Below are 13,090 nucleotides of genomic sequence, written 5' to 3'. Positions count from 1 at the left end.
TTTTCCACTCGACTTTCCAAATTACTTACATTACTATTCCTCATGAGCGTGTCCTCCTGCTCGGATAAACCCGAGTTCTCTTGTTTACTATTAAGAGGATACGCTCATTCTATTCTATCCACAACTTTTGAATATATCTCACATCAGCCTCGCCAAGGACTCTGTGATTTCGTTATACACATCATTCCTGGAGTTGGAGAGACCTCTTCTCGATGTCGATGATATGTCGGACGAGGAACTTCAGGAGTATTTGGGGCAACTCTTTCTGGTTGGGTTTGAAGTTGAATGGGACAAGTCATTTGAGGATTGTGTAGTCCATTCTCTAATTGACGACTTCGGAGTAGGAGGAGTCATCCTCTTCCGCAGGAATTTTCCATACTACTATTACGACGCCGTCCCGGTCGACATCAAGAGACAGGAACTGATGGAGCACATTAGGAAGCTGCAGGATTGGTCACATCGTGCTTCAAAGTTACCGTTGTTCGTTGCGGTCGATCAGGAGGGGGGAAATGCATCACAACTATGCAACGGGTTGATGACGGAACTCCCGTCAAACATGGCTCTTGGATCTCTGCGAGATGAAGACGACGCATATACTGCCGGCAGGATCACCGGCGAAGAGCTGTGTATGCTCAATTTCAACATGAATCTTGCGCCTGTAGCTGATGTGAATACCAATGGACGCAATGACCTGATTCGAGACCGGAGTTTCGGAGGGCACCAAGACTTGGTTGCACCGATGGCGCGTGCCTATTTCGAAGGTCAGAGGGACGCGGGGATAATATCCGTGGCGAAACACTATCCGGGTCATGGTAGTACTGAGGAAGGAATCGAAGCGCCCGGTGTACCGAAAAGCAGCTTGTCACCAGAGAATATCATCAGCTCAATTGACCCATTCCGCGAGTTGGTAGATCACGGAATCGAATGTCTCATGAGTTCGCATTTCACACTCTCGTTCTCTTCAAGTGACATTGTCACCTATGATGAAAATTTCATTTCCAGAGGGCTCCGCACTGATTCAATCGAAGTCTTCGATGACACCTGGCTGAAACCTCTCAATTTTCCCGGCGTCATAATGACAGACGATCTATGTCTGCCATGCATCACGGCAAGAGACACTTCTGCAAATGGAGACGTCTACGCTGACCGAGTCGCTGAAGCGGCAGTGAAAGCTTTTGACGCAGGACATGACATTCTGATGGTTGCGCATATATTCCCGAACCACTCAACGGACGCTGTTCTGAATAAACCTAATTGGAGCTACCGCAAAGCACTTCGTCTTTCCGAATTCGGTAGAGTCTACCAGTTACTGAGAGATCACATTTTCTCTGCCGATGCAGGTGTAAGGAAAGAGCGCATAGATCGCTTCAAGCAGTCATTAATCCGAATATTGCACTTAAAAGACAAGATATCGAACAAAACAACGAGAGAATATACGAGTGACTATTTCGACAATATCGTTGAGAAGTGCCATCATCGAAAACTCTCAGATGACTTCTTCAGAAAGAGCTTCGGAATGGTGCCTGCGATAGGTGGGTTTCCGGAACTCAGCAGATTCGACAAGTCTGACACAATTGTAGTCTATTTCCCGGCAAATATCGTCAACTACCAAGGACTGAGGAGAATAGAAACAGGTCCGGACTACATTGAATTTCTAGAGGAGCGTATCAACAGCGTGCCTTTCGCAAGAGAGCTCAATGAAGTCTTCAGAGATCGAACAAGCATGGTAATGAGAATGGAGTTGGAGTATCCAGCACCTGTCGCATATAAAAGCAGGGCTATGACAATTGCGCATTCTGCTGAGTCTCTGAAGCCGAGTGCAATGGTCTTCATCATCAGCAATGCCAACCAGTGGGAGCTGTTCAATTATTCGCTACGGCAGCTTGATCGCTCGACTGATTTCGATCTAAGCAATGTTGTAGTGATCTTGACGTCATCGCCAACCCTCTTGAATCTCCAGCCTCTGAAAGAGACGCCGGAACTTGTGACACGCATAAATATCCTCGTTGCGTATAGCGGATTCGAGAAGAATGCAGAAATACTCTGCAGATATCTGGCGGACAATCAGGCGGTGAGAGGAAGCGAACTGCCCGTCAGCATCGCTTCCATTAATCCCACTCCTAGATGGAAGGTGAAGCCAAGAGATGAGGCATCCAACCCATACTTGGAAAGCAACTTGGCGGATGTATCGCACTGAGCATCATAGCGTTACACATGCTCCATGCCTGCAGTGTGACTTCCTGAGTCTGCTATTGTCGGTCAAGGATATTGTGATTGATCCGTGAACAATCTATGGACAAAATTGTTAACTTTCTTATATTGAGAGGAGTTATGTAGCATATTGGCTATTTATTGTTATAGAAAGGTAGATATCAATGCTGGTAGTTACTGACAACGCGAGCACGGAATTGACTAAAGTGCTCCAATCCGACCAAGCTAAGGACAAGTATCTGATCTTGTATTTCGCCGGCGCTGGCTGAAGCGGTCCCCAGTTGGGTATGACTCTGGATGAGTCTAAAGATGGTCTCGAAAAGCTCGATTCCAATGGTATAACCGCCTATATCGATCCTCGTCTTCACAAAGAGCTGAGCAATCTTGGCGAGATCAGTGTCGATTTCATAACAAACCCTACGGGGCAGAGCGGTTATATGGTCTCGGTCGGCAAGCCGGGTGCATCATGCGAAGGATGTAGCTGCGACGATCAGCCATCGTAGGATACGCAATTTCAACCGCAGGCAGGCTAACTAATTTCCCTGTCTGCGGTTTTTCCTTGTTAACCACACAATTCTCGTTTTGATTAGTGACCGAAGCAATCTCTTCCAGTAGCCTCCCTCGACCTTGACAAATCCCCCTCGTTGGTTTATAGTGCGTGCTGAATTGAAACGCATGTTTCGACTGCGAATAGGTAAGGTGTTGCATAGAAATACCGAAAAGACAGGATAGAATGATTCCCGTGGGCTGAAATCCGTGAAAGGAGTTTTCATGGCGTACGACAACATAAAGATCGAGATCGAAGGTGCTCTTGCGACAATCACAATCAATCGTCCCAAGGTTCTCAATGCGCTTGATGCCAAGACGATTACAGAGCTCGGTACGGCATTCACTGATCTTGAGAATGACGACACAACCCGCGTGGTGATAATCACCGGTGAAGGTGAGAAGGCATTTGTTGCCGGTGCAGACATAGTTGAGCTTCAGAAAGCCGATATGCTTGGCGGTCGAATAATCGCCGAACGGGGACACAGGCTTTTCGCCCGGATCGAAAACTCGAACTTAGTGGTGATTGCTGCCATCAATGGCTTTGCGCTTGGCGGCGGTTGTGAACTCGCAATGGCATGCGATATTCGTTACGCCGCCGATTCGGCGAGGCTCGGTCAACCTGAAATTGGTCTTGGAATCATTCCCGGATATGGTGGTACACAGAGACTTCCGAGAATAGTCGGACGGGGTAAGGCTCTCGAGCTTCTGCTGACTGGCGATATGGTGAAGGCCGAGGATGCTCTGAGGATCAATCTGGTAGACGAGGTCTTTCCTGCTGCCGAGTTGATGGATGCCGCAAAGAAGCTTGCGCAGAAGATTGCTTCCAAAGGGCCGATCACGGTTGCTGCAGCCAAGAGATGTGTGCGTCAGGGGCTTGAGGGCTCGCTGCCTGCAGGCTGTGCTCTCGAAATCTCCGAGTTTACATCGATATTCGCTACCGAAGACAAGAATGAGGGTACAACGGCTTTCCTCGAGAAACGACCTCCAAAATTCACCGGAAAATAGACTGTATAAAGCCGGCTCTCAGCCGGCTTTTCTTTTGCCATAAGCTTATCGCAGATTCCCGCCTTAATATGCTAAATCATCTGGGTATGTTTCCGATACATACAATGGTTCCATAGTTGAACAAATGCTATGCAACTTCGGGAAAGGGTTGGATGAGAGAAATCTTGCAGAATCTGGATACCACTGACACACGAGTCAACTCGGAGATGAGCCGCAATTTCCGATCAAATGTACTTGAGACACTGAGGTGGTTTTGCTCTGAGTTAAGATCGGATGAGATTGACCGTTCGCTTAGAGAGCTCTTTTCGGGCGCACCTCGTTGCAAGCTTCTCGAATGCAGTGTCGTCACCGGTGACGAAAGTGGTACGCAGGGCAAATCTCTGCATGGTGTTGATTTCGGTGTGGGCGATTCGGCCACTGTGATACACTCCGGTTCAGATTGTATTGACTCTTTGTACTCTTTGGTGCAACTCGAACTCGGTGGTATATCGAATGATGGACTGTCGTGGGATGCGAGGATCAACCTTGCAGCAAAATCGAGTTCCGAGCATGTCTGGAATACGATTCTAAGAGATATCAGCTGCACATCGCCATATTCACTTCCCGAAAGCGCCCCATCTTCCGATGTGACGCCGTTAGTTCAGGAAGCAATCGAGAATTCTGGTATTGAACTCGGTTTGGAAATAGTCGCTCGTGAACTTGCTCATGAAATGAGAAGCCCTCTTAGCGCCATAACGACGTCTGTTGGGCTTGTCACGTCCGACGCAGAAGCTGATCAGGTCTTCGAGAATGACGAATTGCTGAGGATCATCGAGCTGAACGCCGATCGAATCGACTCCATGCTGACGGATTTCGTGAAGATGAATCGGTATCCCGCGCTGGCGAAGGATCCGTCGAACCTGATGGAATTGGTTGCTGAGGTGGCGGGGGATTGCTCCACGGGAGCTAATGGTGATATCCAAATAGAACTGCCGAATAATACTGAGTCAATATTGGTAGAGGCAGATACAGAGTTAATTAAGCATGCATTTCGACACGTTTTGTCTGTTTTGCCAAGATTGTTGAACAACTGTAAAAGGGTCTGTGTGCGTTGCCTGAAGAAAGGGAACCTGGCGATTCTGGAATTCAAGTTTGATGGCAAAGGAACCGGGCCGGATATACTAAGGAAGGTTGTGCTACCCTTCAATACCGCCAAGGATGGTGGTGCCGGTCTGGAATTCCTTCCTGTGCATACGATTGTGGGTGCTCACGGCGGGAAGACTGTGATCGAGCTATCTGATGCCGAAACAGTGCTGACAATCACTTTGCCTGCACTTAGCTCGAAAAAGAAGATCTCAACCAAATAGATAGGTGTCATGGGAAAAGTACTAGTAGTTGATGATGACAGTTCCGTTCGCCAGGCGCTAGCTATCCTGCTGGAACGCCATGGTGACAGTGTGAACGAAGCAGCGAGTGGCAGCGCGGCAATCGAGATTCTCGGCAGTGACAACTTCGACGCGGTCATTACCGACCTGCGAATGGAAGAAATGTCGGGTCTGGACCTGCTACAAAAGATCAGGGTCAACTTCCCTGAGGTCGAGGTCATTCTGTTGACGGCTTACGGATCGATACAGAATGCTGTTGAGGCGATGCGAGCTGGCGCGTTCGATTATGTGACCAAGCCATTCAAGAATGACGAGTTGTTGGTTGTTCTGGAGAAGGCGTTGGAGAGGAGAAAGCTGGTCTCTGAAGTCAAGTTCCTGCGGGAAATGGTAGACTACAAAAACAACTTCGGCACGATAGTTGGGCAGTCGAGAGCAATCCGTAAGGTGATTGATCAGATCGCCAAGGTGGCACCGACGGATACGCCTGTATTGATCAATGGCGCATACGGTACCGGCAAAGGGCTTATGGCAAATTCGATTCACTGCAATTCTCTGAGGCGCGCAAGCAGGTTCGTGAAAATATCGACTCGAATGACTCCGGAGAATGATCTGGAGCGACAACTGGTCGGTTACGTAAGCGAAAAAGGCCGTTCAAGCGTCGGCACGATAGAGTTAGTGGATCGAGGAACCCTTCTTATTGATGACGTCGGCGATCTGAGTAAATCGGTGCAGGATAGGCTTCTCCAATTGCTTACGAACGGCACAGTTTCTCCGATCGGGTCCAGCGAAGATAAGAAGATCGATGTGCGAGTGGTTGCGGCCACCCGGCACAGACTCGCTCGACTGGTTGAAGAGGGGAGATTCAGCAAAGATCTATACGCCACATTGAGCGGCGCTGTGATCGAGTTGCCGAGATTGCGAGACCGAGGTGAAGACATCCTCATCCTTGCCGAGCACTTCGCGAAGAAATACACACGGGAATTCGGTAAACGTATGATGACGTTTGCTCCTGAGGCGGCACGAGCTCTCTTGCAGCATCCATGGGAAGGAGAAGTCCGCGAATTGGAAAATGCGATCAGGCGAACTGTTGCGATGACAAATTCGGACCAGGTTCGCACCGAAAACTTGATTCTGGTATCAGCCTCAATTGAGGGGACACATACATTGCAGATCAAGTCACTGTCTGACGGAAATATCTCACTCGAAGAGAAAGAGCTGGAATATATTGTGTCGCGTCTCAGAGAAAACGGATGGAATTGTACCAAGACCGCAAAAGAGCTCGGCATTGGCAGGACAACGCTGTGGCGCAAAATGAAGAAAGTAAAAGAAGCCGATGCCATGTTGTCGGGCTCGGCAGAATGATCAATTCTGCTCAAAATTGGACGCAAATGAACATACATTTGCGAGTTTGAAGTTATGACCGATCAAATTGAAACCACCGTTAATACGGTTTCATCGAGAGTTAGCTTTGATGTTGACTCTCAGAAGTCCATTTACCAGAGTCTCGAGCGGACATTGGACAGTGTTGAGAGTCAGAAAAACCTCTTTCTCAATCTGACATCAAGACTCGACAAGTTCTTTGCGATCCACAAAGCATCGTATTCGGTCTATTCGCCCGAAAAGAACTATATGAGAGTTCCTCTTGTGTATCAACAGGGGGAGACGCGAACCGGCGTGGTAATCAGTATTGCCGGTGATAAATCCCTCATGCGCACTGTGCTGGAGAATGGCGAGATTTACGTGGAAGATTTTCCCAGACAGATCGCCGGGAACATTGTCGAGCGGAAGCTTCTGCTTCTCGAAGAGACAAGTTCAATGGCAATAGTCCCATTGATTGATAAGGGCGTGCCATACGGCACTTTAAACTTCGCGTCGGCTGCGCCGTTTGCGTTCTCTATCTTCTCATCTCAACTTTTTGACTATCTGTTTTCAGTGGTGGCGGAGAAGTTTGGCCGCTTTAACAGAGAGTGAAAAAGTACTTGTTTGTCTTTCTCATAAAAGTTATCTTTAAAAGCTAATAATGGGAACCTAACCTGAAACGAGGCGGTTTTTGACTATGGCTTGCGTCGTAGTCGAAACTGAAATTGGCTTTGGCGAAGTCTAAAGACGCACAGCAGAAGGAATTCGAGAAAATCGCTATGGTGCACACTGATGCTCTCTTGCGCACAGCGTTGCGGATGACCAAGAACGAAGGTGACTCGGAGGACTTAGTTCAGGAAACATTGCTAAAGGCATACCGCTTCTTTGATCGGTTCGAGCGTGGATCCAACATTAAGGCTTGGTTATTCAAGATAATGACGAATATTTTCATAAACAACTATCGCCAGAAGAGTCGCAAACCGAGCGGAGTATCGTATGAGGAGATTGACGATAATTTCCTCTACCACCAGCTCGAAGGCTCGATAGGGAAATCGGCAGATCCTGAAGAAATCCTGTTCTCGAAGTTGATGGACAGCGATGTCAGGAAAGCAATCGACGAGTTGCCGGAAGATTTTCGGTCGGTCGTCGTTTTGGCATTTCTGGAGGGGTTTTCTTACGAAGAAATTGCCGAAATCACTGACATACAACTTGGAACGGTCAAATCTCGATTACATCGTGCGCGCAAGCTGCTCCAGAGAAGCCTCTGGGACTATGCGGTGCAGCGGGGAATCATGGCGGAAGGGAGCAAATGAACTGCCGCGAAGCATTGCTACATCTTTACGAGTATCTTGACAAAGAACTGACAGAAGACACAGTCAGGAAGATCGAAGCCCATCTGACGACTTGCGAGCATTGTTTCGACAAGTATGAGTTCGAGAAAATGCTGCACAAGGTTATAGCCGAGAAGGGACATGCGGAGGTCGACTCCGAGCCTTTGAAAGCGAAAGTCCTTGCGCGGATCGCTGAGATTGACGGAAATGAGCAATCCAGCGGTTTTTTTTCACGTTTTAGACCGTACTTGGCAACTGCGGTTGCGTTGGCGGTAATTGGACTGACCTTGTTTTCGATCCTGGATCTGAACAGTTCGGATGCCTATGCCAGTCTACGTCCAATCGTAGATAATCACTTGCAGAAGGTTGTAAGCGCCGAAGGGCCCACTGTGAAGAAGACGATGTCCGAAATCGAGGAGTCCCTCAACGACTTCGTTACAGTTCCGGAGGAGTTCTTCCGGGAGTCGTCAGACAGGATTGCGACTCGCGGATTTCCCGACAGTTGCTCCAACAGTGAAGCAGTTCATCTTGTCTATGAATATCTCGGCTCAAACGTTTCAGTCTATATAATCCCCGACTCCGCCTTCCAACCCTGTCCGAAGCTGGAAGTGATGCAGAATGGACACAACAAGTATCACTATGGGTCGCTTGATGGCATAAATGTAATAATGTGGCAATGTAAAGGACTTTGGTGCATCGCTGCTGCCGATACCGAAGTCGAAGACCTCATGCATTTCGCGTCCGCTTACTAATCGAACCTGCTCGGTGGGCGATTTCCGGCGCCGATAGTTGTCCAGTTTCTTTCTCGTCCTAATTCCAGCCAATACGACTCATTCACTTGATTGAGGACCACAGATGATTTGACTCTCATTCATTAACTTCTATATTGATGGCTCTATGACGGAGTTACTCGACAGAATCAGAGAAGATCTGAATGAGCGCCAGTATGAGGCGGTGACCATATCGGAAGGACCGTTGCTGATTCTTGCCGGCGCCGGCTCAGGCAAGACACGCGTGCTGACCTACCGTGCGGCCTATCTCACCTCGGCATGCGGCGTCTCGCCTTTCAATATTCTCGCTGTGACGTTTACGAACAAAGCCGCCGGCGAGATGAAGAGCAGAATGGAGGCTCTTGTTGGCCCTGCGATTCGCGATATGCAGGTCTCGACGTTTCATTCGTTCTGCGTGAGAATCCTGAGACGGTTCGGGCAAAAGGCGGGAATGTCCCGGGACTTCACTATTTATGATCAGGAAGATTCCCTCAATTTGATAAAGCGCTGTATGGATGATCTTCTTGTATCTCAGAAGACGCATTCGCCTCGTGGTATCCGTGAGTACATTTCATCAGCGAAGGACAAGTTGATTGATCCGGCACTCTACGCAGAATCGGCCAAGGCGTATTTCAACCAGATCGTGGCCAAGGTATATGCCCTGTATCAGGAACGGCTCGAGCGTGCATCTGCTCTCGACTTCGACGATCTGCTTTTCAAAGCCGTAGTATTGCTTAACGAAAATCCCGACATCCTGGAATCGCTTCAGAACAAGTACAGGTACATCATGGTGGATGAATATCAGGACACCAATCATGTGCAGTATCTGCTCGTGAAGCACCTTGCGGCGCGCCACAAGAATATTTGTGTTGTCGGTGACGACGATCAATCGATCTACGGCTGGCGCGGCGCGGACATAAGAAACATACTCGATTTCGAGAAGGACTTCCCGGGCTGCAAGATCGTGAAGCTCGAGCAGAACTATCGTTCCACTCAGACAATCCTGAAGGCTGCATCGACCATCGTGCAAAACAATCGTTCGCGCAAGGGCAAGACTCTGTTTTCCGAGGGAGACGCGGGGGAGCGAATCAAGCTGCTTGTAACGGAGAATGATCGTGACGAGGCCGATGTCATTGCCGACAATATCGAAAAGCTGATCACATCCGGTGAATTCGAACGCAAGGGGATCGCAATCCTGTATCGAACAAATGCGCAATCCCGGGCACTCGAGGAGACATTGAAGAATCGGTTTATCCCCTATACGATTGTCGGAGGACTGCGATTCTATCAGCGCAAAGAGATCAAGGATGTGCTGGCCTATCTGAAAATCATGTCAAACCCCGACGATATCATCTCACTCCGAAGAATAATAAACTGCCCTGTTCGCGGGGTCGGAAAAATTGCCCAGGTCAATGTCGAGAAGGCTGCGGCCGAAAAAGGTATCTCTCCTGTCACAATGATTCTTGGTCAGGATGACTACACATACGTGAGCGGGAAGGCCAGGTCGGGTCTGAGGCAGTTCGCCGATATCCTAAAGGACATGATCCTTGCCAGATCGGAGCTTTCGCCGGTCGAACTGACCGAGAAAGTGATCAAGAAAAGCGGCATCATTCAGGAAATCGAGACCGGCGACCCGATCGAAGCGGATTCGCGCAAGGAGAATCTCGATGAACTGGTGGCTGCCGTCGATGAATTCTGTCAGAAGAATGACGATGCCACGATCGATATGTTTCTCGAAGAAGTATCGCTCTACACCGACATCGACCGGTGGGATAACTCAACAGATGCTGTCACTCTTATGACTCTGCACTCCGCGAAAGGGCTGGAGTTTCCTGCGGTATTCATAAGTGGCCTCGAAGAGGGGCTGTTTCCGCTGGCTAAATCGCTCGAAAGCGATCAGGAGCTCGAGGAGGAGCGGAGATTATTCTATGTCGGTATAACGCGAGCCGAAAAGCGGCTCTTCATATCATATGCGAAATCTCGAAGGCGATTCGGGGAGATGCTCTCGCTTGTTTCGAGATTCATATCGGAGCTGCCGGAAGATGTGATCGACCGCGAAGAGCGATATGCTCCCCGCCCACTGCCGCGATTCAGTGCGGGATTCGATCCAGATGACACTTTCGATACCGACGACGAGTATTGCGATCTGCAGGTAGGCAGATGGGTTCTGCATCCGACGTGGGGTGAGGGCAAGATCATTGCGCGTCATGGTGTGTCCGAATCGACAGAGGTCGATGTGCTGTTCCGCCTCGGCGGCAGAAAGAAACTTATCGCTAAGTACGCTAATCTGCAGGTGAAGGGGTAATCATAAGGGCCGCCGATGCGTCGACTGCCAAATCGGCCGCAACAGCCCCGCACTTACAAATAGCTGGGCTAAGGGAAGATTTTTGTTGCAGCTTGCGACAGGAGCCGTATGTTTCACTTTATTCGTGGACCAGCCGCATTCGGAGATCGCGCTTTATGGGCAAACGACAAGAGGCCAATGATGTTGTGCAGTTTCTGCTCCCAGAATTGGAAAAAGCAGGAATAGCAAGAGCCAACATGAAGGTGGACGTCACAACGCAGCGAAGTGGTTTGAAAAGGGGCGATGTGTGGGTCTCGCGATTTCCGCAGAGTGACAAGAGATTCGAAAAGGGGATAATAGCTCTCATCGAAGCAAAACATCGCAATGCAAGCGTTGGCGACATCGACTGGCGCGACGCGATGCGCCAAGGCAAAGAGAAGGCACCCCGCCAAGGACTAAGTTACTATATCGTCACAAATTGCATAACGGACTATCGGTACTATAATTGTCACAACGATGAAGAAGTGCTTCTCGATGGCAGTATTCTGATTCGGCCCGTGCCCGCAAATATTCTAAACAAAATCCAGAGTCAGGTAAGTGCTGATAATTCGTACGTCGTGCATAAGGCAAGTCTGGATACGAGACCCATTTCAGAATCGCGCTTCAGAGCAACACTAAAGAACTTAGCGGACATATACCGATCAGCCGGGTTGCGGAAAGGCGACGAGCGAATTGATCCGACCATCAGCTTTGTCGTGTTGAAGTACATTGATGAAAAAGAAGCCGAGGACAGAACATTGCCGCCGGAGATCAAGCTGTGGACCGCCCACAAAGCGATCGCCTCCGGTCAGGAAGCAGGTGATCTGAAGGCCGAGTTCAACAGCATGCGCTCTCATCTCTGGGACCCGGAGAGTGACTACAAGAGTAACCACTACAGGGATTTTGCTGATCTGTGTGATTTCCCCGGGAAGCTCAAGAGTGATCACTTCAAACGGATTTATGCTGAGCTCGATCCGTATCACTTCCACGGTGCGAGATTTGATCTTTTTGGAGCAATCTATGAAGAATTCGCTTCCCAAGACAAGAAGAAGGAGTTCGGAGAATTCTACACTCGAAGACATATCACTGGCATGGTAGCAAGAATCCTTCTGAGGAATGAGCGTGTGCCACGGAAAATGCGAGTCTGCGATCCGGCGTGCGGTGCTGGCGGTTTTCTGACGGAGGCCTATAAAGCTCTTCATATCAACTATTCAACAAACGGTCGGCTCAACAGACATGTACTTGATGATCTCAAAGAGAGGACTTTCTGGGGATATGATAATGTCGATAAGTCCGTCGCGCGAACCAAATTAAACATGTTCTTGGTTGGCGATGGACACATTCACATTCACGAGAACGATTCTCTGATCTCATGGAACGACGAATATGGCTGGACCGAGAATACATTTGATTATGTACTGACGAACCCCCCCATGGGGAAGTACGAGGGCGAGGCAAACATCAGTGACTTTGCTTTCACCAACGAGCGCAGAATGGAAATGCTCTTTGTCGAACGAGTAATAGAGTCCACGAAGTACGGGGGTGAGATCGCGATTGTGCTGAATGATGGTGCACTTGAAGCGCCAACAAGGGAGCGGTTCAGAATAAAGCTGCTCGAAGCAACAGACGTGATAGCGACCGTTTCTCTGACCAAATTCGCCTTTGCGCCTTACACAAAAGAGAAGACGTATGTTCTGTTTCTTCGCAAGAAGCAGGCCGATGATGTGGGAAAGAAACAGGACTTTCCGATCTGGCATTTCATCCTTGACTATGACGGATATGCCAATAGCGACAAGCGTTTCAAGACCAAGTACCATGACGATTTGCCCGTGTTGGAGGATAAGTTTAGCCCCGCCGTAGAAACAGCAAATCTCTACCTGACAAACAAGGAGGAATTCCAGGCCCGACGCCATATGTTCGAGCGATCCGCAAATACTAGAGAGAAGGACGAAGGAATTTTGGGCTTGAAGTGCGGGTTTGTGCTGCCGGAGCAAGTAAATCCTGAGAACTTCCATAACCTACTAAGTGAGTTTCATCTGAGACCTATCGTCATGGATTCGAGAGATATATTCAAAAGTTGTGGATAGAATAGAATGAGCGTATCCTCTTAATAGTAAACAAGAGAACTCGGGTTTATCCGAGCAGGAGGACACGCTCATGAGGAATAGTAATGTAAGT

The 13,090-nt window shown here is 49.0% G+C and carries 10 protein-coding genes; all 10 read left to right on the top strand.

Translation table 11 applies throughout. The features are described from left to right. Positions 1-163 precede the first annotated feature (163 nt). Positions 164-2,197, top strand: a complete 2,034-nt coding sequence (locus KKH67_06360; GenBank protein ID MBU1318806.1) for a hypothetical protein — start codon at positions 164-166, stop codon at positions 2,195-2,197. Between the two features lie 295 nt (positions 2,198-2,492). After that, positions 2,493-2,714 (top strand): hypothetical protein, encoded by a 222-nt coding sequence (locus tag KKH67_06355; protein ID MBU1318805.1) that lies wholly within the window; start codon positions 2,493-2,495, stop codon positions 2,712-2,714. Between the two features lie 268 nt (positions 2,715-2,982). Then, the gene (locus tag KKH67_06350) at positions 2,983-3,765 is read left to right on the top strand and encodes an enoyl-CoA hydratase/isomerase family protein (GenBank protein ID MBU1318804.1); all 783 of its coding nucleotides are present in this window, start codon (positions 2,983-2,985) and stop codon (positions 3,763-3,765) included. A 152-nt stretch (positions 3,766-3,917) separates the two neighbouring features. After that, on the top strand, positions 3,918-5,111 hold the full coding sequence (locus KKH67_06345; GenBank protein MBU1318803.1) for a HAMP domain-containing histidine kinase: 1,194 nt from the start codon (positions 3,918-3,920) through the stop codon (positions 5,109-5,111). 9 nt (positions 5,112-5,120) lie between these two features. After that, positions 5,121-6,491, top strand: a complete 1,371-nt coding sequence (locus KKH67_06340; GenBank protein ID MBU1318802.1) for a sigma-54 dependent transcriptional regulator — start codon at positions 5,121-5,123, stop codon at positions 6,489-6,491. A 54-nt stretch (positions 6,492-6,545) separates the two neighbouring features. Then, the gene (locus KKH67_06335; protein MBU1318801.1) at positions 6,546-7,100 is read left to right on the top strand and encodes a hypothetical protein; all 555 of its coding nucleotides are present in this window, start codon (positions 6,546-6,548) and stop codon (positions 7,098-7,100) included. A 167-nt stretch (positions 7,101-7,267) separates the two neighbouring features. Continuing rightward, positions 7,268-7,801 (top strand): sigma-70 family RNA polymerase sigma factor, encoded by a 534-nt coding sequence (locus KKH67_06330; GenBank protein ID MBU1318800.1) that lies wholly within the window; start codon positions 7,268-7,270, stop codon positions 7,799-7,801. Continuing rightward, on the top strand, positions 7,798-8,571 hold the full coding sequence (locus KKH67_06325) for a zf-HC2 domain-containing protein (GenBank protein MBU1318799.1): 774 nt from the start codon (positions 7,798-7,800) through the stop codon (positions 8,569-8,571). Before KKH67_06330 ends, KKH67_06325 begins: the two co-directional genes overlap by 4 nt. Before the next feature lie 145 nt (positions 8,572-8,716). Beyond that, a complete protein-coding gene (locus KKH67_06320) occupies positions 8,717-10,894 on the top strand; it encodes a UvrD-helicase domain-containing protein (protein ID MBU1318798.1) in 2,178 nt (725 codons plus the stop codon). Positions 10,895-11,049: 155 nt separating this feature from the next. After that, positions 11,050-12,999 carry an SAM-dependent methyltransferase gene (locus tag KKH67_06315; GenBank protein ID MBU1318797.1) on the top strand — a complete coding sequence of 650 codons (1,950 nt, stop codon included), beginning with the start codon at positions 11,050-11,052 and terminating at the stop codon, positions 12,997-12,999. The last annotated feature ends 91 nt before the right edge of the window (positions 13,000-13,090 follow it).

Source organism: Candidatus Zixiibacteriota bacterium (genome assembly GCA_018820315.1).
GTDB lineage: Bacteria > Zixibacteria > MSB-5A5 > JAABVY01 > JAHJOQ01 > JAHJOQ01.
Note: the sequence above shows the minus strand (reverse complement) of the source record. Positions and strands in the feature narration are given on the sequence as shown.